The organism is Paracidovorax avenae ATCC 19860, from assembly GCF_000176855.2.
Classification (GTDB): Bacteria; Pseudomonadota; Gammaproteobacteria; order Burkholderiales; family Burkholderiaceae_C; genus Paracidovorax; species Paracidovorax avenae.
Genome location: NC_015138.1, coordinates 5,096,407 through 5,120,732 on the forward strand (window position 1 = coordinate 5,096,407; position 24,326 = coordinate 5,120,732).

Annotated in this window: 14 protein-coding genes, 5 tRNA genes and 3 rRNA genes; 2 read left to right on the forward strand and 20 right to left on the reverse strand. The window is 63.0% G+C overall.

Features of this window, described 5'->3' with window-relative positions:
- Positions 1-10 precede the first annotated feature (10 nt).
- The 16 genes from tuf to ACAV_RS22185 form a co-directional block, all read right to left on the reverse strand.
- Positions 11-1,201 (reverse strand): elongation factor Tu, encoded by a 1,191-nt coding sequence (tuf, locus tag ACAV_RS22110; RefSeq protein ID WP_011793521.1) that lies wholly within the window; start codon positions 1,199-1,201, stop codon positions 11-13.
- A 71-nt stretch (positions 1,202-1,272) separates the two neighbouring features.
- Positions 1,273-1,347: transfer RNA gene (locus ACAV_RS22115), tRNA-Thr, on the reverse strand.
- 35 nt (positions 1,348-1,382) lie between these two features.
- Positions 1,383-1,456, reverse strand: a tRNA-Gly gene (locus ACAV_RS22120).
- Positions 1,457-1,498: 42 nt separating this feature from the next.
- Positions 1,499-1,584: transfer RNA gene (locus ACAV_RS22125), tRNA-Tyr, on the reverse strand.
- Positions 1,585-1,719: 135 nt separating this feature from the next.
- Positions 1,720-1,832 (reverse strand): 5S ribosomal RNA (gene rrf / locus ACAV_RS22130).
- A 118-nt stretch (positions 1,833-1,950) separates the two neighbouring features.
- Positions 1,951-4,828 (reverse strand): 23S ribosomal RNA (locus tag ACAV_RS22135).
- 361 nt (positions 4,829-5,189) lie between these two features.
- Positions 5,190-5,265, reverse strand: a tRNA-Ala gene (locus tag ACAV_RS22140).
- A 31-nt stretch (positions 5,266-5,296) separates the two neighbouring features.
- A tRNA-Ile gene (locus ACAV_RS22145) sits at positions 5,297-5,373 on the reverse strand.
- Positions 5,374-5,444: 71 nt separating this feature from the next.
- Positions 5,445-6,973: ribosomal RNA gene (locus ACAV_RS22150) — 16S ribosomal RNA — on the reverse strand.
- The 16S, 23S and 5S rRNA genes sit together here with 5 tRNA genes alongside, the layout of an rRNA operon.
- A 485-nt stretch (positions 6,974-7,458) precedes the next feature.
- Positions 7,459-8,409 carry a glutathione synthase gene (gshB, locus tag ACAV_RS22155; protein WP_013596804.1) on the reverse strand — a complete coding sequence of 317 codons (951 nt, stop codon included), beginning with the start codon at positions 8,407-8,409 and terminating at the stop codon, positions 7,459-7,461.
- Positions 8,410-8,436: 27 nt separating this feature from the next.
- Complete coding sequence (locus ACAV_RS22160) at positions 8,437-9,624, reverse strand: benzoate/H(+) symporter BenE family transporter (protein WP_049791186.1); 1,188 nt, start codon at positions 9,622-9,624, stop codon at positions 8,437-8,439.
- A gap of 85 nt (positions 9,625-9,709) precedes the next feature.
- Positions 9,710-11,578: a potassium transporter Kup gene (locus ACAV_RS22165; RefSeq protein ID WP_013596806.1), complete on the reverse strand. Its 1,869-nt coding sequence runs from the start codon at positions 11,576-11,578 to the stop codon at positions 9,710-9,712.
- A 153-nt stretch (positions 11,579-11,731) separates the two neighbouring features.
- Positions 11,732-13,027, reverse strand: a complete 1,296-nt coding sequence (gene gshA / locus ACAV_RS22170) for a glutamate--cysteine ligase (protein WP_013596807.1) — start codon at positions 13,025-13,027, stop codon at positions 11,732-11,734.
- A 115-nt stretch (positions 13,028-13,142) separates the two neighbouring features.
- Positions 13,143-14,609, reverse strand: a complete 1,467-nt coding sequence (locus tag ACAV_RS22175) for a TrkH family potassium uptake protein (protein ID WP_041829431.1) — start codon at positions 14,607-14,609, stop codon at positions 13,143-13,145.
- A 35-nt stretch (positions 14,610-14,644) separates the two neighbouring features.
- Positions 14,645-16,123 (reverse strand): Trk system potassium transporter TrkA, encoded by a 1,479-nt coding sequence (trkA, locus tag ACAV_RS22180; protein WP_013596809.1) that lies wholly within the window; start codon positions 16,121-16,123, stop codon positions 14,645-14,647.
- Between the two features lie 49 nt (positions 16,124-16,172).
- The gene (locus tag ACAV_RS22185) at positions 16,173-17,453 is read right to left on the reverse strand and encodes a glutamate-5-semialdehyde dehydrogenase (RefSeq protein WP_041829432.1); all 1,281 of its coding nucleotides are present in this window, start codon (positions 17,451-17,453) and stop codon (positions 16,173-16,175) included.
- Positions 17,454-17,543: 90 nt separating this feature from the next.
- On the opposite strand from ACAV_RS22185, the gene ACAV_RS22190 reads away from it, so the two are divergent.
- Positions 17,544-17,843 (forward strand): hypothetical protein, encoded by a 300-nt coding sequence (locus ACAV_RS22190; RefSeq protein ID WP_013596811.1) that lies wholly within the window; start codon positions 17,544-17,546, stop codon positions 17,841-17,843.
- Positions 17,844-17,854: 11 nt separating this feature from the next.
- Here ACAV_RS22190 and ACAV_RS22195 read toward each other — a convergent pair whose 3' ends face one another.
- The gene (locus tag ACAV_RS22195; protein ID WP_013596812.1) at positions 17,855-18,805 is read right to left on the reverse strand and encodes a carbon-nitrogen hydrolase family protein; all 951 of its coding nucleotides are present in this window, start codon (positions 18,803-18,805) and stop codon (positions 17,855-17,857) included.
- An 83-nt stretch (positions 18,806-18,888) separates the two neighbouring features.
- Here ACAV_RS22195 and ACAV_RS22200 point away from each other — a divergent pair, with 83 nt between their 5' ends.
- Complete coding sequence (locus ACAV_RS22200) at positions 18,889-19,827, forward strand: LysR substrate-binding domain-containing protein (RefSeq protein WP_013596813.1); 939 nt, start codon at positions 18,889-18,891, stop codon at positions 19,825-19,827.
- Between the two features lie 37 nt (positions 19,828-19,864).
- On the opposite strand, the gene holA is transcribed toward ACAV_RS22200, so the two are convergent.
- From holA to leuS, 3 genes are read right to left on the reverse strand one after another with little or no spacing between them, the layout of a single operon-like run.
- Positions 19,865-20,917, reverse strand: a complete 1,053-nt coding sequence (holA, locus tag ACAV_RS22205; protein WP_013596814.1) for a DNA polymerase III subunit delta — start codon at positions 20,915-20,917, stop codon at positions 19,865-19,867.
- Positions 20,918-20,957: 40 nt separating this feature from the next.
- Positions 20,958-21,476, reverse strand: coding sequence for an LPS-assembly lipoprotein LptE (locus tag ACAV_RS22210; protein ID WP_013596815.1), 519 nt, complete (start codon positions 21,474-21,476; stop codon positions 20,958-20,960).
- Positions 21,477-21,523: 47 nt separating this feature from the next.
- Positions 21,524-24,217 carry a leucine--tRNA ligase gene (gene leuS / locus ACAV_RS22215; RefSeq protein ID WP_013596816.1) on the reverse strand — a complete coding sequence of 898 codons (2,694 nt, stop codon included), beginning with the start codon at positions 24,215-24,217 and terminating at the stop codon, positions 21,524-21,526.
- Positions 24,218-24,326 lie beyond the last annotated feature (109 nt).

Genomic DNA, 24,326 nt, shown 5'->3' on the forward strand with positions numbered 1-24,326 from the left:
TGACTCCTGATCAGGCAATGATCTTGGCCACGACGCCGGCGCCGACCGTACGGCCGCCTTCGCGGATGGCGAAGCGCAGGCCTTCTTCCATGGCGATGGGGTTGATCAGCTTGACGGTGATCGACACGTTGTCGCCGGGCATGACCATTTCCTTGTCGGCCGGCAGCTCGATGGCGCCGGTCACATCGGTCGTGCGGAAGTAGAACTGCGGACGGTAGTTGTTGAAGAAGGGCGTGTGGCGGCCGCCTTCGTCCTTCGACAGCACGTACACCTCAGCCGTGAAGTGGGTGTGCGGCTTGATGGAGCCGGGCTTGCACAGCACCTGGCCGCGCTCGACGTCTTCACGCTTCGTGCCGCGCAGCAGCAGGCCGACGTTGTCGCCAGCCTGGCCCTGGTCCAGCAGCTTGCGGAACATTTCCACGCCCGTGCAGGTGGTCTTCTGCGTGTCGCGGATGCCCACGATTTCGATTTCTTCGCCGACCTTGATGATGCCGCGCTCGACACGACCCGTCACCACGGTACCGCGACCGGAGATGGAGAACACGTCTTCCACGGGCATCAGGAAGGCACCGTCCACGGCGCGCTCAGGCGTCGGGATGTAGGTGTCCAGGGCTTCAGCCAGCTTGTCGATGGCTTGCTCGCCCAGGGGGCCCTTGTCGCCTTCGAGGGCCAGCTTGGCCGAGCCGCGCACGATGGGGGTGTCGTCGCCGGGGAAGTCGTACTTGTCGAGGAGTTCGCGCACTTCCATTTCGACGAGCTCGAGCAGCTCTTCGTCATCCACCATGTCGCACTTGTTCAGGAACACGATGATGTAGGGCACGCCCACCTGGCGGGCCAGCAGGATGTGCTCGCGCGTCTGGGGCATCGGGCCGTCGGCGGCCGAGCACACCAGGATGGCGCCGTCCATCTGGGCGGCACCGGTGATCATGTTCTTGACGTAGTCGGCGTGGCCGGGGCAGTCCACGTGGGCGTAGTGGCGGTTGGCCGTCTCGTATTCCACGTGTGCGGTGTTGATGGTGATGCCGCGGGCCTTTTCTTCGGGCGCTGCGTCGATTTCGTCGTACTTCTTGGCTTCGCCGCCGAACTTGGCGGACAGCACCGTGGCGATCGCTGCCGTCAGCGTCGTCTTGCCATGGTCCACGTGGCCGATCGTGCCCACGTTCACGTGGGGCTTGGTACGTTCGAACTTACCTTTTGCCATTTCCTACTCCGGAAAAATCTATACAACACGTCTAGACATTGGCGCAACCCATCGGACGCACCCTGAAACTATGGTGCCCATGGCGGGAATCGGACCCGCGACCTCTCCCTTACCAAGGGAGTGCTCTACCACTGAGCCACATGGGCATGTCGATCACTCGACAAAAATCTTCAAACAGACATGGAGCGGGAGACGGGAATCGAACCCGCGTCATTAGCTTGGAAGGCTAGGGTTCTACCATTGAACTACTCCCGCATCGACTGGACGTCTTTGCGCGACACCTTCATCACTCACATCTGGTGGAGGGGACTGGATTCGAACCAGTGTAGGCGTAAGCCAACAGATTTACAGTCTGCCCCCTTTAGCCACTCGGGCACCCCTCCGAAGAATTCAGAATTCTACCATACTTTCTTGGCAAAAAGTCAACTGCCGCCTGCATCCACACACCCGATACAACCATCCTCCAAGCAAAACGCCCTCAGACCGATGAGGATCTGAGGGCGGCTTGGGCTGTAGGAGCCTGACGATGACCTACTTTCACACGGGAACCCGCACTATCATCGGCGCAAAGTCGTTTCACTGTCCTGTTCGGGATGGGAAGGAGTGGGACCAACTTGCTATGGTCATCAGGCATAAAGGGTTGCTATCGAGCCTTTGTGGGGCTGGACGGCGAATTCATAGAGCAAATCAGCTTGTGTGTTTGATTGCGTCACTTGGCATAACAACCTTGACGGTGTTGTCAAAGTTATAGGGTCAAGCCGCACGAGCAATTAGTACTGGTTAGCTTAAGCGCTTGCACGCCTTCCACACCCAGCCTATCAACGTCCTGGTCTTGAACGACTCTTCAGGGGGCTCAAGGCCCCGGCAGATCTCATCTTGAAACGAGTTTCCCGCTTAGATGCTTTCAGCGGTTATCTCTTCCACACTTAGCTACTCGGCAATGCCACTGGCGTGACAACCGATACACCAGAGGTGTGTCCACTCCGGTCCTCTCGTACTAGGAGCAGGCTTCCTCAAATCTGCAGCGCCCACGGAAGATAGGGACCAAACTGTCTCACGACGTTTTAAACCCAGCTCACGTACCTCTTTAAATGGCGAACAGCCATACCCTTGGGACCGGCTACAGCCCCAGGATGAGATGAGCCGACATCGAGGTGCCAAACACCGCCGTCGATATGAACTCTTGGGCGGTATCAGCCTGTTATCCCCAGAGTACCTTTTATCCGTTGAGCGATGGCCCTTCCATACAGAACCACCGGATCACTATGTCCTGCTTTCGCATCTGCTCGACTTGTCAGTCTCGCAGTTAAGCACGCTTATGCCATTGCACTATTAGCACGATGTCCGACCGTACCTAGCGTACCTTCGAACTCCTCCGTTACGCTTTGGGAGGAGACCGCCCCAGTCAAACTGCCTACCATGCACTGTCCCCGATCCCGATAAGGGACCTAGGTTAGAACCTCAAACGCACCAGGGTGGTATTTCAACGTTGGCTCCATGAGAACTAGCGTCCTCACTTCAAAGCCTCCCACCTATCCTACACAGATCCGTTCAAAGTCCAATACAAAGCTACAGTAAAGGTTCATGGGGTCTTTCCGTCTTTCCGCGGGGAGATTGCATCATCACAAACATTTCAACTTCGCTGAGTCTCAGGAGGAGACAGTGTGGCCATCGTTACGCCATTCGTGCAGGTCGGAACTTACCCGACAAGGAATTTCGCTACCTTAGGACCGTTATAGTTACGGCCGCCGTTTACTGGGACTTCAATCAAGAGCTTGCACCCCATCATTTAATCTTCCAGCACCGGGCAGGCGTCACACCCTATACGTCCACTTTCGTGTTTGCAGAGTGCTGTGTTTTTATTAAACAGTCGCAGCCACCGATTTTTTGCAACCGCTTTGGGCTCCCTTTGTACAAGTTCACCTACTTGCGGCATACCTTCTCCCGAAGTTACGGTATCAATTTGCCGAGTTCCTTCTCCTGAGTTCTCTCAAGCGCCTTAGAATACTCATCTCGCGCACCAGTGTCGGTTTGCGGTACGGTCGTGTGTAGCTGAAGCTTAGTGGCTTTTCCTGGAAGCAGGGTATCACTCACTTCGTCTGCAAGCAGACTCGTTATCACCCCTCATCTAAGCCCGGCGGATTTGCCTACCAGGCACGACTACAGGCTTGAACCAACATATCCAACAGTTGGCTGAGCTAACCTTCTCCGTCCCCACATCGCACTACACATCGGTACAGGAATATTGACCTGTTTCCCATCAACTACGCATCTCTGCCTCGCCTTAGGGGCCGACTCACTCTACGCCGATGAACGTTGCGTAGAAAACCTTGCGCTTACGGCGAGGGGGCTTTTCACCCCCTTTAACGCTACTCATGTCAGCATTCGCACTTCTGATACCTCCAGCATCCGTTACCAGACACCTTCACAGGCTTACAGAACGCTCTCCTACCACGCACAGTAAACTGTGCATCCGCAGCTTCGGTAACTGGCTTAGCCCCGTTACATCTTCCGCGCAGGACGACTCGATCAGTGAGCTATTACGCTTTCTTTAAATGATGGCTGCTTCTAAGCCAACATCCTGACTGTTTTAGCCTTCCCACTTCGTTTCCCACTTAGCCAATTTTAGGGACCTTAGCTGGCGGTCTGGGTTGTTTCCCTCTTGAGTCCGGACGTTAGCACCCGGTGCTCTGTCTCCCAAGCTCTACTCTTCGGTATTCGGAGTTTGCCTTGGTTTGGTAAGTCGCCATGACCCCCTAGCCAAAACAGTGCTCTACCCCCGAAGGTAATACTTGAGGCACTACCTAAATAGTTTTCGGAGAGAACCAGCTATTTCCAAGTTTGTTTAGCCTTTCACCCCTATCCACAGCTCATCCGCTAGTTTTGCAACACTAGTCGGTTCGGACCTCCAGTACCTGTTACGGCACCTTCATCCTGGCCATGGATAGATCACTTGGTTTCGGGTCTACACCCAGCGACTGGACGCCCTATTCGGACTCGATTTCTCTACGGCTTCCCTATTCGGTTAACCTTGCCACTGAATGTAAGTCGCTGACCCATTATACAAAAGGTACGCAGTCACCCTTGCGGGCTCCTACTTTTTGTAAGCATGCGGTTTCAGGATCTATTTCACTCCCCTCCCGGGGTTCTTTTCGCCTTTCCCTCACGGTACTTGTTCACTATCGGTCGATGATGAGTATTTAGCCTTGGAGGATGGTCCCCCCATATTCAGACAGGGTTTCTCGTGCCCCGCCCTACTTTTCTCTAGCTCAGTACCACACGTCTGCTTTCACATACAGGGCTATCACCTACTATGGCCGGACTTTCCATTCCGTTTTGTTAACAGTCGTGCTATCACTAGAAGGCTCCTCCGATTTCGCTCGCCACTACTTTCGGAATCTCGGTTGATGTCTTTTCCTCGAGCTACTGAGATGTTTCAGTTCACCCGGTTCGCCTCGCATGACTATGTATTCATCATGCGATACCTCTTGCGAGGTGGGTTTCCCCATTCAGAAATCTCCGGATCAAAGCTTATTTGCCAGCTCCCCGAAGCTTATCGCAGGCTATCACGTCTTTCGTCGCCTATCATCGCCAAGGCATCCACCACATGCTCTTAGTCACTTGACCCTATAACTTTGACATCTCTTGCGAGACATCTCCGCTTTCTTTCAAGGACTTGCGAGGTCTTTCACCTCGCGCGTTATGCCGTAATGTGAATTCTTCTTCGGTATTGCTACCTAGAGAACAATTCGTCATTACTGAATTTCAATCAGCTTTCGCTCAATTGAATATTCGTTTTGACGCAATCAAATTTTTGTTGCCGACGGCACGGTGCAGTTTCCTGCTTTCCGCCGGCAACGCTGATTCGACTCTATGAATTTTTAAAGAACAGCCGATTGACCCGGTCTATACCGGACCAACAACAAAGAGGCCTCTTGCGAAGCCGCTTTGGTGTTAGTTTCTTTGCCCTACCGCAGGACATATTGGTTGGTGGAGGATGACGGGATCGAACCGACGACCCCCTGCTTGCAAAGCAGGTGCTCTCCCAGCTGAGCTAATCCCCCACTGATCCTCGCATCTTATGTTCGGAAGATTTGGTGGGTCTAGTTGGGCTCGAACCAACGACCCCCGCCTTATCAAGACGGTGCTCTAACCAGCTGAGCTACAGACCCATGTCGGTTAGCACCGACTTCTTCCAACAACCGATAAGTGTGGGCGTTCAATATTGAATGCTGTTTTCCAGAAAGGAGGTGATCCAGCCGCACCTTCCGATACGGCTACCTTGTTACGACTTCACCCCAGTCACGAACCCTGCCGTGGTAAGCGCCCCCCTTACGGTTAGGCTACCTACTTCTGGCAGAACCCGCTCCCATGGTGTGACGGGCGGTGTGTACAAGACCCGGGAACGTATTCACCGCGACATTCTGATCCGCGATTACTAGCGATTCCGACTTCACGCAGTCGAGTTGCAGACTGCGATCCGGACTACGACTGGCTTTATGGGATTAGCTCCCCCTCGCGGGTTGGCAACCCTCTGTACCAGCCATTGTATGACGTGTGTAGCCCCACCTATAAGGGCCATGAGGACTTGACGTCATCCCCACCTTCCTCCGGTTTGTCACCGGCAGTCCCATTAGAGTGCCCTTTCGTAGCAACTAATGGCAAGGGTTGCGCTCGTTGCGGGACTTAACCCAACATCTCACGACACGAGCTGACGACAGCCATGCAGCACCTGTGTTACGGTTCTCTTTCGAGCACTCCTCTATCTCTAAAGGATTCCGTACATGTCAAAGGTGGGTAAGGTTTTTCGCGTTGCATCGAATTAAACCACATCATCCACCGCTTGTGCGGGTCCCCGTCAATTCCTTTGAGTTTCAACCTTGCGGCCGTACTCCCCAGGCGGTCAACTTCACGCGTTAGCTTCGTTACTGAGTCAGTGAAGACCCAACAACCAGTTGACATCGTTTAGGGCGTGGACTACCAGGGTATCTAATCCTGTTTGCTCCCCACGCTTTCGTGCATGAGCGTCAGTACAGGCCCAGGGGATTGCCTTCGCCATCGGTGTTCCTCCGCATATCTACGCATTTCACTGCTACACGCGGAATTCCATCCCCCTCTGCCGTACTCCAGCGATGCAGTCACAAATGCAGTTCCCAGGTTGAGCCCGGGGATTTCACATCTGTCTTACATCACCGCCTGCGCACGCTTTACGCCCAGTAATTCCGATTAACGCTTGCACCCTACGTATTACCGCGGCTGCTGGCACGTAGTTAGCCGGTGCTTATTCTTACGGTACCGTCATGACCTCCCTTTATTAGAAGAAGGCTTTTCGTTCCGTACAAAAGCAGTTTACAACCCGAAGGCCTTCATCCTGCACGCGGCATGGCTGGATCAGGCTTGCGCCCATTGTCCAAAATTCCCCACTGCTGCCTCCCGTAGGAGTCTGGGCCGTGTCTCAGTCCCAGTGTGGCTGGTCGTCCTCTCAGACCAGCTACAGATCGTAGGCTTGGTAAGCCTTTACCCCACCAACTACCTAATCTGCCATCGGCCGCTCCGTTCGCGCAAGGCCTTGCGGTCCCCTGCTTTCATCCATAGATCTTATGCGGTATTAGCAAAGCTTTCGCCTCGTTATCCCCCACGATCGGGCACGTTCCGATGTATTACTCACCCGTTCGCCACTCGTCAGCATCCGAAGACCTGTTACCGTTCGACTTGCATGTGTAAGGCATGCCGCCAGCGTTCAATCTGAGCCAGGATCAAACTCTACAGTTCGATCTTGAAATTTAAAGTCTTTCGACTTCACTCATAAAAACGGAATTGAAGTGAACTTCACTTCTATTCTCATGAGCGTTTGTAGTGCTAAGCACTAGTTCCGAAGAACTTGGCACTCGCCATCAAACGCCCACGCTTATCGGCTGTATATTTTTAAGGAACCAGAAGATCAGATTTCTCTTTTCTTCTCAACTCGCTGTAATCAGCGAAGCCTTGAATTCTAACAGAGTTTTTAAAGTCCTGTCAAACCTTGTGGTTATTTGTCTTTCGACTTCCAACCACCCGCCAACCTCAACCACCACAATCTCTTGCAGCACCTCAGATCAGCGAAGCCTTGAATTCTACACCAGTTTTTATCACCAGCGCAACTCTCAGCAAAACTTTTCTCTTCTACCGCCTTCACCACCTACCATCACCACAACCCCCTCAGGAACCGCAGCAATCTCAGTAGCGAAGCCCGCTAGTATAGCAACAAAAAAGCGCCCTCAGCGCAAATTCAACTGTTTCTCCAGCGCATCGACAAACAGGGACGGGACGTCGCATCCTGTCTGGTCGAAGATCTCCAGGAAACAGGTGGGGCTCGTCACGTTGATTTCGGTAACGCAATCGCCGATGACATCCACTCCCGCCAGGAGCATGCCCCGCTCCAGCAATACGGGGCCGAGCCGGCGGCCGATCTCGACATCGCGGGCAGTGAGAGCGCGCGCCACGCCCTTGCCACCGGCAGCGAGATTGCCACGGACTTCCGATCCCTGGGGAATGCGCGCAAGGCAATAAGGTACAGGCTCGCCTCCGATGATGAGGACGCGCTTGTCTCCCTCGGATATCTCGGGAAGGAACTTCTGCACCATGACGGTCTGCGCGCCATCGTGGTTGAGGGTTTCGATGATGCTGCCCAGATTGAGTCCGTCGGCCTTGACGCGGAAGATGCCCATGCCGCCCATCCCGTCCAACGGCTTGAGGATGATGTCCCCATGTTCCGAGTGGAAGCGCCGAATGTCGCCCGCATCCCGCGTCACGAGCGTGGGCCCGATGAGGTCGGGAAACTCCATGATGGCCAGCTTCTCGGGGTGGTCGCGCAGCGCACGGGGCCTGTTGAAGACCCTTGCCCTCTCCCGCTCCGCCTGCTCGAGGAGATGGGTGGCATAGAAGTACTCGCTGTCGAAAGGAGGGTCCTTGCGCATGAGCACGGCGCCGAATCCGGAAAGCTCGGCCTCGCGCTCACCTGCCACGGTGAACCAGGCCTGCGCGTCACCCGTGAGGTGGAGGTCGCGTACGCGCGCCGTCACCTTGCGTCCCTGCTCCCAGCGGATGTGGCCCGGCTCGCAAACGCTCACCACATGCCCCCGGCGCTGGGCTTCCCGCATCATCGAGAACGTGGTGTCCTTGTAGATCTTGAAGTGTTCGACCGGATCGGCAACGAAAAGAATGTTCATGATTTCGTCAGGGCTGGGAAGGTGGTTTCAGGCGTCGCGAGGGCGGCGTCCGTACTGTTGCACAAATAGCGTGAGCACGCCGGCGACCACGCCCCAGAAGGCGGAGCCAACGCCAGCGATCACGACACCGCTCAAGGTAACGAGGAAGGTGATGAGCGCGGCTTCACGGTGCGCATCGTCGCGCAGCGCGGTGGACAGGCCGGAGCCGATGGTTCCGAGCAGTGCCAGGCCGGCGATGGCGACCACCAGCTCGCGCGGGAATGCGGTCAGCAGCCCGGTCACCACCGCACCGAACAGGCCGATGACGACGTACAGCGCCCCGCAGGCCACGGCAGCCGTGTAGCGACGCGATCGGTCCTCGTGCGCCTCGGGCCCCATGCACATGGCAGCGGTGATCGCACTGAAATTCAGGGCATAGGCCCCGAAGGGCGCCAGCGCCAGGGTGGCCAGCCCGGTCATGGTCAGGAGGCGGGACACCGGCAGCGGGTAGCCGGAGGCCCGGATGACGGCCACCCCCGGAAGATTCTGCGATGCCATGGTGACCACGAAAAGTGGCAGCGCCAGGCCGATGACTGCGGACGCGGTGAACTCCGGGGCCGTGAAGACCGGGACGGCCCAGGCGAGATGGACGGTCGCCAGGGATATCTGGCCTTGGGCGGCCGTGAACGCGATGGCGGCAGCCAGCGTGAGCACGATGGCGTAGCGCGGCAACCAGCGGCGAGCGATGAGGTAGCTGAAAAGCATCAGCAGGACCAGCGGCAGTGCGGTCTGGGCCGCCGCGAAGGCCTGCATGCCGAACCGGGCCAGCACGCCGGCCAGCAGCGCGGAGGCGATCTCTGCCGGGATGCGGTGCATGGCGCGCTCGAACCAGCCCGTGGCGCCGGCAAGGGCGATGAGCACGGCGCACAGCATGAAGGCGCCTACCGCCTCTCCCATGGAGTAGCCGCCTGCCAGGCCTGCCGACGCCAGCACCGCGGCACCGGGCGTGGACCAGGCGACCATCACCGGCTGGCGCAGGAGCAGCGAAGGAACCAGGGAGCACAGTCCCATGCCGAGCCCGAGGGCCCACATCCAGGAAGTCATCTGGGCGGGCGTGGCACCGAAGGCCTGGGCCGCCTGAAAGACCAGGGTGACCGAGCTGGTGAACCCCACCAGTACCGCGACGAATCCTGCAGCGGCGGCCGACAGGCTGATATCTCTGAGAAAGGAACGCATGAGGGGCAGGATTCTGTCACCCGGCACGGACGTACGTCCCGCTCCACGAGGATGGCCCCGGGCCGCCCGGGGCTGCCCCGTCCTTTCAGATCTCAATCTTGGAGCCCAGCTCCACCACGGAATTGCTGGGCAGGTTGAGGAAGCCTGCCGCACCGCTCGCGTTATGGTGCATCTGGGCGAAGAGCTTTTCCCGCCATGGGGCCATGCCGCTGCCGATCGTCGGGGTGACCACGTCCCGGGAGAGGAAGTAGCTGGTGGTCATCGACTCCAGTTCGCACCCGCGCCCGCGCATGAGTGCCAGCGCGCCAGGAAGGTCCGGGTCGTTCTTGAAGCCGTAGTGCACCATGACCTGCCAGCAGTCGCCGCCGAGCGCCTCGACCTGCAGGCGCTTGTCGAGACCGATCCAGGGGACTTCATGGTTGCGGACGGTGACGAACAGGTTCTGCTGGTGCAGGACCTTGTTGTGCTTGAGGTTGTGGAGCAGCGCGTTCGGCACCGCGCCCGGCTCCGCCGTCAGGAAGACGGCCGTGCCATCCACGCGCGTGGGCGGGCTGACGAATACGGCCGTGAGGAAGTCCCTCAGGTCGATGGCGTCGGCGCGCAGCTTTTCGTTCAACAGTTCGCGGCCGCGCTTCCAGGTCATCATGAGCATGAAGACGATGGAGCCGATCATCAGCGGGAACCAGCCGCCCTGCAGCAGCTTGAGCAGGTTGGAGCTGAAGAAGGCCAGGTCCACGAGGAAGAAGAAGCCCGTGGCCCCGATGCACAACGCCAGCGGGTACCGCCAGCCATAGCGGATGACGAAGAATGTGAGCACGGTGGTGATGAGCATGTCCAGCGTGACGGCGATGCCGTAGGCGGCCGCGAGGTTGCTGCTGGAGCGGAACATGACCACGGCCAGGACGATGGCGAGGAACAGTGCCCAATTGACGAACGGTATGTAGATCTGTCCGGTATCCCGTACGCTGGTGTGCAGGATGTTCAGCCGCGGCAGGTAGCCCAGCTGGATCACCTGCTTTGTCACGCTGAACGCTCCGGTGATCAGGGCCTGGGAGGCGATGACGGTGGCCATGGTGGCCATGATCACGAGCGGGATGAGGGCCCAGTCGGGGGCCATCATGTAGAAAGGGTTCTTGACGGCTTCCGGCTCGGCGAGCAGGAGGGCGCCCTGCCCGAAATAGTTGATGGTGAGGGCCGGCATCGCCACGCTGAACCATGCCAGGCGGATCGGCTTCTTTCCGAAGTGCCCGAGATCGGCGTAGAGGGCTTCGGCCCCGGTCACGCAGAGGACCACCGCGCCCAGGATGATGAAGCTCGTTCCCGGATTGCGCCAGATGAAGCCGAGCGCATGGTGCGGGCTCAGGGCTCCCAGGATTTCCGGGTGACCCATGATGTGCGGCACGCCGAGGGCGGCGATGGAGGTGAACCACACGAGCGTCACCGGCCCGAAATAGCGCCCGATGCCACCGGTGCCGCGCTTTTGCACGGCGAACAGGCAGAACAGCACGACGAGCGTGAGGGGGATGACGGCCCGCCCGAAGTGCGGCGACACAACCTCGAGCCCTTCCACCGCCGAAAGCACGGAGATGGCGGGCGTGATGACTCCGTCGCCATAGAACAGAGAGGTTCCGAACACGCCGATGCCCAGCAGTGCAGAACGCAGCTTCGGTTTGTCCTTCACGGCCTGGGAAGCCAGGGCCAGCATGGCGATGAGCCCGCCCTCGCCATTGTTGTCCGCCCGCAGGACAAGCACGACGTACTTCAGCGAGACGATGGTGGTGAGCGTCCAGAAAAGGATGGACAGCACGCCATAGACGTTCTGGGGCGTGAAGGCCACGTGGCCGGAGCCGAAGACTTCCTTGACGGCATACAGCACGCTGGTGCCGATGTCGCCATACACGACGCCGATGGCGCCGAGGGTGAGCGCCGCAAGCGAGGATTTGGAGCGTTGCACTGCAGGGCCCCTCCGGCACCGTGCCGGATGGGGTTCCGGTATTGGGGGACCGCTATTGTGACAAGGAGCGGGGAAAGCACTCCTGCAGGCCGCGCCATGTTGCAGGGCAGCAACTAAGCGCCAGGCGGGGCGGCTACGGCGCTGCGGAGAGGCTTATTCGTAGATTTCGGCCTCGGGGTTGGTCGCCTCGAGTTCGTAGCTGGCCGCCAGCATCGCCAGCCGGGCGATCACGCCATACATGTAGAACCGGTTGGGCGCACTGGCGCCGGGCCGGGCCCCGGGCTGGGGCAGGTGGGTGCTTTGCTCAAAGGCGAGCGGCACGAAGCTCGCCCCGGGCGCGTTGAGGTTCTCGTCCACGCCCCGCTCGGCATGCATGCGGTAGAAGCCTCCGACCACGTAGCGGTCCATCATGTACACGACGGGCTCGGCCACGGCTTCGTGCACGCGCTCGCGGGTCAGGACGCCTTCCTGGATGATGACGTCGGTCACCGGTTGGCCATCCTTGACGATGGCCATCTTGTTGCGCGTCTTGCGGTTGAGCGCGTCGAGGTCCTTGGCGTCGCGCACGGTCATGACGCCCATGCCATAGGTGCCGTTGTCGGCCTTGACGATGACGAACGGCTTTTCGTTGATGCCGTATTCCTTGTACTTGCGCCGGACCTTGGTCAGTTGCGCATCCACGGCGGAGCGCAACGCCTCCACGCCCGCACCTTCGCTGAAATCCAGCCCTTCGCAGTGGCTGAAGAGCGGATGGATGAGCCAGGGGTCGATGCCCAGGAGCTTGCCGAAGCGCTTGGACACCTCCTCGTAGCTCTGGAAATGGCGGCTCTTGCGGCGAACGGTCCAGCCGGCATGCAGGGGCGGCAGCAGGTACTGCTCGTGCAGTTCCTCCAGGATGCCCGGAGGGCCGGCGGACAGGTCGTTGTTGAGCAGGATGGTGCAGGGGTCGAAGTTCTTGAGCCCCAGGCGGCCCTTGTCGCGCACGACCGGCTCCAGCGTGACCGAGTCGCCGTTGGGCAGCGTGACGGTGGTGGGCTTCTTGATCTCGGGGCTGATGGAGCCCACGCGCACGTTGAGCCCGGCCATGTTGAAGATGCGCTGCAACTGGATCACGTTCGCGAGGTAGAACGTGTTGCGGCTGTGGTTCTCGGGGACAATGAGGAGGTTGCGCGCCTCGGGGCAGATCTTCTCGATCGCGGCCATGGCGGCCTGCACGGCCAGCGGAAGCATCTCGGCCGTGAGGTTGTTCCAGCCTCCGGGGAAGAGGTTGGTGTCCACGGGCGCAAGCTTGAAGCCGGCATTGCGGATGTCCACCGAGGTGTAGAAGGGCGGTGTGTGCTCCATCCACTCGAGCCGGAACCAGCGCTCGATCGCAGGCATGGCGTCGAGGATGCGCTGTTCTAGCTCGTTGATCGGCCCCGTGAGGGCGGTGATGAGATGCGGAACCATGGGGTACCCTCGGAAATCAGGGAAGACGGCATTGCGCCGAAAGTGGAGTCGATTGTAGGGATTTGGGGGCACGAGCCGGGTTCGCAAGCTTTTTCCGCCGCGAAGTGCCGCGGGATCAGCGCCGCCAGAAAGCGGGCGTGAGCAAAGCCATGAAGCTGAGGATCTCCAGCCGGCCGAGCAGCATGGCAAGCGTGCAGACCCAGAGCTGGAAGTCGGTGAGCACGGCGTAATTGGCTGCGGGGCCGATGAGGCCCAGGCCGGGGCCGGTGCAGTGGACGCTGGCGATCACGGCGCTGAAGGCGGTGACGACGTCCAGGTCGGTGAGCAGCAGGACCATGCTGAGCACCGTGATGGTGGCGGCATAGACCAGCATGTAGGCCAGCACGGCGAAGATCATCCGGTTCTCGACCACGGCGGAACCCAGGCGCACCGGCTGCACCGCGCGCGGATGCACGAGCCGCGTCATCTCGCGGCGCGCCTGCTGCAGCAGGATGAGCACACGGACCATCTTGATGCCCCCGCCCGTCGAGCCGGCGCTGGTCGCCACGCCGGACAGCATGAGCAGGAAGACCGGGGCGAACACCGGCCACCCGAGGTAGTCCGTGGTGGCGAAGCCGGTGGTGGTGGCGACGGACACGGTGTGGAACATTCCGTGCCGCAACGCGTCCAGGGGCCCGTAGATGCCCTTGAACCAGAGCAGCAGCGCCACGAACAGGCCGCTGCCGAGCAGGGTGCACACGGTGGCACGCAGTTCCGGATCGCGCCAGCAGGTGCGCCAGTGCCCTTTGCGCAGGGCGACGAAGTACAGCGCGAAGTTGCAGCTGGCCAGCACCATGAAGACGATGGCGATCGCCTCCAGCAGGGGCGAGTGGAAGTGGCCGAAGCTGGCGTCGTACGGCGACAGCCCTCCGAGGCTCACCGTGGCGAACATGTGCATCAGCGCATCCGGGACCGCCATGCCGCCAGCCCAGAACGCGAGCGCGCAGGCCAGGGAGAACACGACATACACGCCCCAGAGGCCCTTGGCTGTCTGGGTCATGCGGGGAGTGAGCTTGGTGTCCTTGACGGGGCCCGCGGCCTCGGCCTTGAAGAGCTGGCTGCCGCCCACGCCGAGCAGCGGCAACACGGCGACGGCCAGGATCAGGATGCCCATGCCTCCGATCCATTGCATGAAGGTGCGCCAGATGTTGACCGACAGGGGCAGCGAGTCGAGCCCGGACAGCACGGTCGCACCGGTGGTGGTGAGTCCGGAGACAGCCTCGAAGTAGGCATGGGTGAAGCCGATGGGGCGGCCGATGGCATGCAGCGCCACCATGAGCGGCAGGGATGCGAACAGCGGCAGCACCAGCCAGACCAGCGACACGAGCATGACGCCGTGGCGGGGCTGCAGTTCCCGCGCATGCCGGCGCAGACCGAGCCAGAGTGCGCAGCCGCACGCGAAGGTGAATCCCAGGCTGCCGGCATAGACCGGCCAGAGGCCGTCGCCCGCCCAAATGGACGCTCCCAGGGGAACGCCCAGGGCCCAGGAGAACATCGCGAGCAACGCGCCGAACACGCGCAGCACCGGCAGCAGGTCCGGCAGGGCCTCGGAAAGCGCGGAAAGCACGGACATCGCGGTCAGAAAAACGTCGCGCTCACGCGGAAGGCCTTTTCCACCTCGCGCACCAGCCGCTTGTGCGGCAGGAAGAAAACCACATGGTCACCGCTTTCGATGACCGTGTGGCTTTGCGGGATGATGACCTCCGGCTCGCCGGCAGGGACGGACATGCCCTCGCCCGCATCGGCCGTGGCGTGCTCGCCGAGGCCGCGCACGATGAGCCCCATGTGCACGTCATGCGGCAGGTGGATGTCGCCGACGCGGCGGCCGACTACGCGCGAGCTTTTTCGGTCGCCGCGGGCGACGATCTCCAGCGCTTCGGCAACGCCCCGGCGCAGGCTGTGGACCGCCTGGACATCGCCGCGGCGCACATAGGCGAGCAGTTCGCCCAGCATGGCCTGTGCCGGCGAGAGCGCGATGTCGATCTGCGTGCCGTGCATGAGGTCGGCATAGGAGCGGCGGTTGATCAGTGCAAGCACCCGGCTCGCGCCCATGCGCTTGGCGAGCAGGCAGGCCATGATGTTGTCCTCGTCGTCGTCGGTGAGGGCGAGAAAGAGGTCCACCTCTTCGATACATTCATCGCCGAGGAGGTCTTCGTCGGTGGCATCCCCGTGCAGCACGAGCACCTCCGCGGGCAGTACCGAGGCCAGTTCCGTGCAGCGATCGGCATTCGATTCCAGGATCTTGACGTGGAAGCCGCCCTGCTCCGCCAACTGGCGCGCAAGCCGCAGTCCCACCCGGCCGCCGCCCGCGATCATGATGCGTCGCACCGGCCGCGGCGGCACGCCGCCGCGCTGGTGCAGCGCCGCGAGCACCCGAGGGACCTGATCGCGGGCAGCGAGCACGAAGACTTCGTCACCGGCCTCGATGCGGGTGGTGCCGTCGCAGGCCACGAAGCGGTCGGGCTCTTCCGGAAAGCGGCGGTAGATCGCGACCACGCGCATGGCGACATCGGGAGCACTGGCACGCATGTCGGCGATGCGCATGCCCACGACCGGTGCGCCGGCCCGGGCCCGGACAGAGGCCAGGCAGGCACGGCCGCCCGCGAACTCCCGCACCTGCAGGGCTTCGGGATATTGGACGAGCTTGCCGATGTAGCGCGTAAGGGACTCTTCCGGGCAGATGATGCGGTCCACCGCCAAGCCCTCCTTGCCGAGCAGCGCTCGGCCCCGCTCGTCGCCAGTGCCAAAGCCCGAGGAGCGCACGCGCGCTATGCGCGTGGGCACGTTGAAGAGCAACTGGGCGATCTTGCAGCAGACCAGGTTGGTCTCGTCGAGCGCGGCGCAGGCGATGAGCAGGTCGGTATCCGCGGCTCCGGCCTCGGCCAGCACTTCAGGATCGATGCCGCTGCCGACGACGCCGCGCAGGTCGAAACGCGACTCCAGGTCGCGCAGGCGCCGGGCGTCGGTGTCGATGACGGTGATGTCGTTCTTCTCGGACACCAGGCTGTCGGCCACGCTCTCGCCCACGCGGCCCGCGCCCAGGATGATGATCTTCATGCGGCAGGAACGGAGGAAGGGCGGAGGGCGTGTGCCGGCAGCGGTCCGCTCATGCGCGGATGTCGCCCTCGCCGAGCACCACCCACTTGAGCGAGGTGAGTCCCTCGATGCCCACCGGGCCGCGCGCATGGAATTTGTCGGTGCTGATGCCGATCTCGGCGCCCAGGCCGTACTCGAAGCCGTCTGCGAAACGGGTACTGGCATTCACCATCACGCTGGCCGAGTCCACTTCGCGCAGGAAGCGCTGGGCGTGCATGTGGTCCCGCGTGAGGATGGCGTCGGTGTGGTGGCTGCCGTAGCGGTTGATGTGGCCGATCGCCTCGTCCAGGCCGTCCACCACCTTGATGCTGATGATGGGTGCGAGGTATTCCTCGGACCAGTCCTGCTCGGTGGCGGGGACGAGCGCGGCGCCCTGCACGGCGGCCAGCAGGGCCAGGGCCTCCGGGCAGCCGCGCATTTCCACGCCCTTGGCCGCATAGACGGCGCCGATCCGCGGGAGGAATTCAGCGGCCACGCCACGCGCGACGAGCAGCCCTTCGCTGGCATTGCAGGGACTGTACTTCTGCGTCTTGGCGTTGTCGGCCACCTTCACGGCCATGGCGACATCGCAGGGGTCGTCCACGTAGGTGTGGCAGTTGCCGTCCAGGTGCTTGATGACAGGCACCTTGGCATCGCGGCTGATGCGCTCGATCAGGCCCTTGCCGCCGCGGGGGATGATGACGTCCACGTACTGCGGCATGGCGATGAGGTGCCCCACGGCTTCGCGGTCGGTGGTCTGCACGAGCTGCACGGCATCGCAGGGCAGGCCGGCCTCCTCGAGCGCCTCCTGCACGAGGCGCGCGAGGGCCCGATTGGAATCGATGGCCTCGGAACCGCCCCGCAGAATGCAGGCGTTGCCGCTCTTGATGCTCAGCGAGGCGGCCTCGATGGTCACGTTGGGGCGGCTTTCGTAGATCATGCCGAAGACGCCGATCGGCACGCGCATCTGGCCCACGCGGATGCCGCTGGGCTGCTGGCGCATGCCGGATATCTCGCCGATCACGTCGCCCATCGCCGCGAGCTGCTCGCAGCCCAGGGCACAGGTCTCCAGAACCTTGGGAGTGAGCTTGAGCCGGTCCACCATGGGCTCGGCCAGGCCGGCAGCCCGGGCGCGCTCGAGATCGCGGGCATTGTCCGCCTGCAGGGCGGTGGTGTTGTCGCGCAGGCGGCGGGCCAGCGCCAGCAGTGCCCGGTTCTTGACGGCCGATGGCGCCCGGGCCATCAGCGCGGAGGCGGCCTTGGCCTGGGATCCGAGGGCGTGGAGGGTTTCGGCGATGTGCTGCGCGTTCATGGGCGTGATTTTGACGCATCGCTGCGCAGCCTGCCCGGCGCGGGTTTCCCCGCCGGGCAGCATGTCCCGGTTTTGCTACCCTCGCCGGCCATGACGACCACCCCGACCACTCCGTTGCCAGCCGCCCAGCTCACCGCCCTCGCCACGGCCGTGGAGGACCTTCGCTCCGCGCGCATGGCGCCGCACGCCTTCAGCGAGAAGGCACGCGCACAGACAGCGCTGCTGGAGGCACTGCCTCCGCGCTACGCCCAGGTGCTGGCGGATCTGCTGGACCGGCTGGAATCCTCGGCGCTGTTTTCGGAGGAAAGCTGCTCTTTCAGCCAGGGCGGCCTGATCGACAGCCTGCAGGCCTGGGTGGACAAAGCCGGTGGAGTCCTGCGCCCTTCTTGAGCGACCCGACATCACCCCTGGAAGGACACCGCGGCCTTGGGACGTCCATCTACAGAGAGCGAGAACACGTCCGGCCGGGCATAGTGCCCGACCACGTCGAAGTCGTACTTCGCGCGGGTGAGCGCCTCCAGATCGACTTGCGCCGTGAGAAGACCGGTTTCATTCTTCAACGGCCCGGCCAGCACATCGCCCATCGGTCCCACGATCACGCTGTTGCCCTGTATCAGCGGGCGATCTGCATCCCAGTGCGGCACGTCGATGCCCAGCGCCCGGGGCGAAGGCTGCACCTGGCAGGCGCTGACGAGGAACATGCGGCCTTCGTGTGCGATATGGCGCATCGACGCCTGCCAGACATCGCGCTCGTCCACCGTGGGCGCGCACCAGACCTGCACGCCTTTGGCATACATCGCCGTCCTGAGCAGCGGCATGTGGTTCTCCCAGCAGATGGCCGCGCCGATGCGTCCCACCGGCGTCGCCAGCACCGGCAGGGTCGAGCCGTCGCCCTGCCCCCAGATCAGCCGCTCCGTGCCGGTGGGCATGAGCTTGCGGTGCTTCGCAACCAAGCCCTCCTGCGGTGAGAAGAACAGGGCCGTGCAGTAGAGCGTATTGCCAGCCCGCTCGATCACGCCGATGACGATCGTCGCGTCGGTTCGGGCGGCCAGTGCCGCCAGCGCATCCGTCTCCGGCCCCGGCACGTCGATCGCCTCGTGGAAGTAGCGGGCGAAGGCCTCGCGGCCTTCCGGCGTGCGGTAGCCGAGGTGGGTCCCGAACAGGGCGCCCTTGGGGTAGCCGCCGAGCAGGGCCTCCGGCATCACGACCAGCCTCGCCCCGCTGGCCTGGATTCTCCCCTCGAACGCCAGAATGTCCTGGAGCGACTGGCCGGTGCCCGAAGGCGATGATCCGATCTGGAGGGCGGCCACGGTCGTAGCAGTCGCGGCGGTCTGAGGGGCGATGGCGGTCATGGGCCGGGATCCCGGAAGCAGTCGATGCGCCCATGGTGCGTGCGTTCGGGCAGCGCATCAACCGTTCACAATGCCCATCAGATATGAGCCAGATCGATTTCTCACAGATGGACCTCAACCTTCTGAAGGTGTTCGAGGCACTGTACGAAGAGGGCGGCGCCGGCCGCGCCGGCGCCCGGCTGAACCTGACGCAGTCGGCCGTCAGTGCCGCGCTGGCGCGGCTGCGGGTGCTGTATGGCGATCATCTGTTCGAACGGACAGGCCGCGGCCTGCGCCCGACACCGCGTGCGATGGAACTCAGGCCCCTCGTCGCCGATGCGCTGGACCGCTGCCGCCAGAGCCTGGCCGTGTCATCCCGGCTGGCCAGCAACGCATCGCGAACGCTGACGCTGGGGTTGTCGGACGATTTCGAGATGGCCCTCGGCGGACCGCTGATCGCCAGGATCCAGTCCCAGATGCCCGGACTGCGGCTGATCCTGAGACAGACGCACAGACTCGTGGCCGGCGACATGCTGCTGTCCCGCGAGATCGACCTGAGCCTGACCTCGGGCGGAATCACGTCCGACCTGCTGGGACACGAGGTCATCGGCACGGCCGGCTACGCGTGCGTGTGCGATGGCCGCTTCCTCCCCGAAGGCCCTTTGGGAATGGACGAGTACCTGCGCCGGGGCCATGTGCTGGTGTCCGCTCGCGGCTATGTGGGTGCCGTGGACGAAGCGCTCAAGGAGCAGGGCAAGAAGAGGCTCGTACAGGCATCGACCACGCATTTCGCGGCCCTCCCGTACCTGCTGATGGACAGCGACTGCGTGGCCACGCTGCCGCGGCATGCCGCGCTGGCCATGGCCCGCTGCAGTCCGCTGCGCTGGACCGAATGCCCCCTGGCCCTGCCCCGCTATGCCATCGAGCTGGGCTGGCGCAAACACAGCATGCGCGACCCCGCCATCCAGCGGCTCAGGATGCTGGTGAAACAGGCCGGCGAAGGGCAGTTCCAGTCCCCGTCCCCGGCACCTGCCGCGCCGTGATCAGCGGGTCGCCCAGGGATGCCGGGGCCGCGGAAAGTCACCGGGACGCGCAAGCCTTGCACAGTTGCAGCGCCAGGCGATGCAGTGCCTGCCAGCCATCCGCGGGCCAGTCGGGCACCTTCAGGCCCTTGACGATGCCGTCCACGATGTGGGCGGACTGCAGCAGGCGCGACGCGGCGGCATCGGAAAAACGGGGCACGATGCGCTCGAAGAGCCGCTCTTTCGTCCCCCAGACGCGGTTCTCGCGCAGGGCCATGGGCAGCGGCTTGCCGGCATTCACCGCATCCTTCACGCGCTTCAGGGAGCGTATGTCCTCAGCGAGTGTCCAGTGGACCAGTACTTCTGCTTCTCCTTCGGCCTGCAGGCCGTCGAGCATGCGCTGCATGCGCGCGACCTGGCCGGACAGCACGGCCTCGGAGAGCTTGAACACGTCGTAGCGTGCCACGTTGAGCACGGCGGCCTCGACCTGGCTCCAGGAGAGTTCACCGGGCGGGTGCAGCAGGGCGAGCTTCTGGATCTCCTGGTGGGCGGCCAGCAGGTTGCCCTCCACCCGGTCGGCGAAGAACTGCAGCGTGCGCTGGCCCTCCTCCCCCGGGGCCACGCGCTGGCCCTGCACCGCCAGTCGCTGTGCGATCCACTGCGGCAGGACGCCGCGCTCCACCGGGTCGATCTGCACGCTCACGCCCTCGCGATCGAGGGCCGAGAACCAGGCGCCGGTGCGCGTGGCCTTGTCCAGCCGCGGCAGCATGACGAGCGTCAGCGTGCCCTCGTTGCCCGCGGCGGACGCGGCGATCTGCTGCAGGGCCGCACCGCCGTCCTTCCCCGGCTTGCCCGAGGGAATGCGGATTTCCACGACCTGCTTGTCCGCGAAAAGCGATAGCGAACCGCCCGCCGCCAGCACAGCGCTCCAGTCGAAGTGCGCACCCGCCACGGTGTGGCTGCTGCGCTCGGTATAGCCCTGCTCGCGCGCGGATGCACGGATGGCATCTGCCGCTTCCTGCTGCAGCAGCGGCTCATCGCCGTGGATCACGTAGAGCGGCCGCACCCCCTTCTGGAGGTGTGCGGCCAGCTGGTTCAGTGCGATCTGCATGGCGACGCACCACCGGCCCCGGGAAGTGGCCAGCCCATCCTCATTGCGGACGCGCCGCGGCCAGGCGCCGCAGCAGCTGCTGCACGAGGTCGGTCTGCATGTTGCGGTAGAGCAGCGCCTCTTCGGCCTCCTTGGCCAGGGCAATGCTTTCGTTGTAGCTCACGTCGCGCTGCTGCAGGAGTTCCGTCGGCGCGATCAGCTCCGTGCCCTGCTGGTTGCGCAGCCGGAAGCGGATGCGCAGGCGCAGTTGCAGTTCGCGCACCTGGCCGGACGCGTTGTAGCCCACCACCACGCGCTCGCGCTGCTCGGACAGCAGCTCGAACACCGCGTCGGCCTTGGGCAGGTCGGCGGGATCGCGCAGCACCGTGAGGTTGCCACCCGAGCCCTTGAGGGTGCGCTCGAGTTCACGGCCCAGGGCAGATCCCGCCCCTGCCTGGATGTAGAGGGTGCGGAACTGGAACTCCGGCGCGCGGCGCAGATGGAAGCCGCAAGCAGTGAGGCCGGCGGCCAGCGGTGCTGCGGCCAGCAAGGTCAGGAACGAGCGTTTGCGCTGCAGCATGGTGCGGACTCTCGGGTGCAATGGGTTCAAAACGGGCGGCGAAACGATCAGACGACCACGTTCACCAGCCGGCCCGGCACGACCACGACCTTCTTGGGTGCGGCGCCGGCAGCGTGCTTGTGGAAGTCCTCGCTTGCAAGGGCGATGCGCTCGATCTCCGCCTTGTCGGCGCCGGCCGGCACGCGGATCGCGCCGCGGAGCTTGCCGTTGATCTGCAGCACCAGCTCGATCTCGTCCTGCACCAGTGCGCCGGCATCCACCTGGGGCCAGGGTGCGTCCAGCAGGTCGCCCAGGGTGTTCGCGTAGCCCAGCGAACTCCAGAGGCCATGGGCAATGTGGGGCGTGGCGGGATAGAGCACGCGCAGCAGGATGCCGAAGCCCTCGATCAGCGCGACCAGGCCGCCGGGCGCGTCCGTGGACTTGAAGTCTTCCAGCGCGTTGAGCATCTTCATCGCACCGGAGACCACGGTGTTGTACTGCATGCGCTGGTAGTCGTAGTCCACCTGCTTGAGCACGGTATGGATCTCCAGGCGCAGCGCCTTGGCCTCCTTGCCGAACTGCACGTCCTTCAGGCTCTCGGCGCCCTGGATGGCGGCCTCGGTGGCCGCGGCATCGATGCCCGTGAGCTTCACGCCGAAATTCCACACGCGGCGCAGGAAGCGGTAGCTACCCTCGACCCCGGCGTCGTTCCACTCCAGCGTGGCCTCGGGAGGGGCCGTGAACATGGTGTAGAGGCGGGCCGTATCGGCGCCGTACTTCTCGATCAGATCCTGCGGATCGACGCCGTTGTTCTTGGACTTGGACATGGTGCCCACGCCCTCGTAGTCGATCGGCGTGCCGGCCGGCAGGTCGCCCACCGCGTTCTTCAGGCGGGCGCCGGTGATCTTGCCAGCCTCGTCCAGGACATGCTCCACATCGTGCGGCCAGAAGTATTCCTTGCCGCCCTTCTCGGTACGGCGCGAATAGATGTGGTTGAGCACCATGCCCTGCGTGAGCAGCTTGGTGAATGGTTCGTCCACCTTCACCAGGCCCAGGTCGCGCATGACCTTGGTCCAGAAGCGCGCATAGAGCAGGTGCAGGATCGCGTGCTCGATGCCGCCGATGTACTGGTCCATGGGCATCCAGTAGTCGGCGCCGCCGGCCACCATGGCGTCGGGGTTCTTCGGGTCGCAATAGCGCATGAAGTACCACGACGAATCCACGAACGTGTCCATGGTGTCGGTCTCGCGCCGCGCAGCCTTGCCGCAGACGGGGCATTTCACGCCGGCATGGAAGCCCTCGTGCTTGTGCAGCGGGTTGCCGGAGCCGTCCGGAATGCAGTCCTGCGGCAGTACCACGGGCAGGTCTTTCTCGGGCACCGGCACCGCACCATGCTCGTCGCAATGGATGATCGGGATCGGCGTGCCCCAGTAGCGCTGGCGGGAAACGCCCCAGTCGCGCAGGCGCCAGGTGGTCTTCTTCTCGCCCAGGCCCTTTTCCTGCAGCGCATGCGCCACGGCGGAGACAGCCTCGGGGTACGACAGGCCGCTGAAACTGTCGGAGTTGATGGTGACGCCGTTCTGCTTGTCGCCGTACCAGTCCTGCCAGCGGTGGTAGTCGAAGGTCTCGCCATCGACGAGCACGACCTGCTTGATCTCGATGCCGTACTTGAGCGCGAAGGCGAAGTCGCGCTCGTCGTGCGCGGGCACACCCATGACGGCGCCGTCGCCATAGCCCATGAGCACGTAGTTGCCCACCCATACCTCGACCGGCTCTTGCGTGAGCGGATGCGTGACGGTCAGGCCCGTGCGCACGCCCTTCTTCTCCTGCGTGGCCAGCTCGGCCTCGGTGGTGCCGCCGGTCTTGCATTCCTCGATGAACGCGGCGACCTCCGGGTTGGAGCGCGCGGCATGGGCGGCCAGCGGATGCTCCGGCGCCACGGCGCAGAAGGTGACGCCCATGATGGTGTCGGCACGCGTGGTGAACACGTACATGCGGCCACCGCCGATGGGCTGGCCGTCTTCTCCGCGGATGTCATGCGTGAAGGCGAAGCGCACGCCCTCGCTCTTGCCGATCCAGTTCTCCTGCATCAGCCGCACCTTGTCGGGCCAGCCGGTGAGCGTGGCATTCGGGTTGCCTACCTGCACGTGGTCGAGCAGTTCCTGCGCGTAATCGGTGATCTTCAGGTAGTAGCCGGGGATCTCGCGCTTTTCCACCAGCGCGCCGGTGCGCCAGCCCCGGCCGTCGATGACCTGCTCGTTGGCGAGCACGGTCTGGTCCACCGGATCCCAGTTCACGACCTGGGTCTTGCGGTAGGCGATGCCCTTCTCCAGCATCTTGAGGAACAGCCACTGGTTCCACCGGTAGTAATCCGGGTCGCAGGTGGCGACTTCGCGCGACCAGTCGATGGCCAGCCCCATCGCCTGCATCTGCTTCTTCATGTAGGCGATGTTGTCGTAGGTCCACTGCGCGGGCGGCACGCCGTTCTTGAGCGCCGCGTTCTCGGCCGGCAGGCCGAAGGCGTCCCAGCCCATGGGCATCAGCACGTTGTGGCCGTTCATGCGCAGGTAGCGCGTGAGCATGTCGTTGATCGTGTAGTTGCGCACGTGCCCCATGTGCAGCTTGCCGCTGGGATAGGGCAGCATGGAGCAGGCATAGAACTTCTTCTTGCCGGCGTCTTCGGTCACGCGGTAGGCATCGCGGGCAGTCCAGTGGCTGTGCGCGGCGCGCTCGACCTCGGCGGGGGTGTATTTGTCTTGCATGGAAAAAAGGGGACCGGGCCGCACTGGCGGCCACCGGCGTTTTCGCAGGAGGAGGGGTTCGCCGGATTTTAGGCGGGATGCGGACACCCTCGTCAGGGCGCCGCGGCCG

Bases quoted from the DNA above. Each gene is read 5' to 3' on its own strand.
- gshB (WP_013596804.1), bottom strand. From the start codon at position 8,409: ATGAACATTCTTTTCGTTGCCGATCCGGTCGAACACTTCAAGATCTAC.
- ACAV_RS22185 (WP_041829432.1), bottom strand. From the start codon at position 17,453: ATGAACGCGCAGCACATCGCCGAAACCCTCCACGCCCTCGGATCCCAG.
- ACAV_RS22160 (WP_049791186.1), bottom strand. From the start codon at position 9,624: ATGCGTTCCTTTCTCAGAGATATCAGCCTGTCGGCCGCCGCTGCAGGA.
- ACAV_RS22200 (WP_013596813.1), top strand. From the start codon at position 18,889: ATGAGCCAGATCGATTTCTCACAGATGGACCTCAACCTTCTGAAGGTG.
- ACAV_RS22190 (WP_013596811.1), top strand. From the start codon at position 17,544: ATGACGACCACCCCGACCACTCCGTTGCCAGCCGCCCAGCTCACCGCC.
- trkA (WP_013596809.1), bottom strand. From the start codon at position 16,123: ATGAAGATCATCATCCTGGGCGCGGGCCGCGTGGGCGAGAGCGTGGCC.
- tuf (WP_011793521.1), bottom strand. From the start codon at position 1,201: ATGGCAAAAGGTAAGTTCGAACGTACCAAGCCCCACGTGAACGTGGGC.
- ACAV_RS22195 (WP_013596812.1), bottom strand. From the start codon at position 18,805: ATGACCGCCATCGCCCCTCAGACCGCCGCGACTGCTACGACCGTGGCC.
- ACAV_RS22210 (WP_013596815.1), bottom strand. From the start codon at position 21,476: ATGCTGCAGCGCAAACGCTCGTTCCTGACCTTGCTGGCCGCAGCACCG.
- gshA (WP_013596807.1), bottom strand. From the start codon at position 13,027: ATGGTTCCGCATCTCATCACCGCCCTCACGGGGCCGATCAACGAGCTA.
- leuS (WP_013596816.1), bottom strand. From the start codon at position 24,217: ATGCAAGACAAATACACCCCCGCCGAGGTCGAGCGCGCCGCGCACAGC.
- holA (WP_013596814.1), bottom strand. From the start codon at position 20,917: ATGCAGATCGCACTGAACCAGCTGGCCGCACACCTCCAGAAGGGGGTG.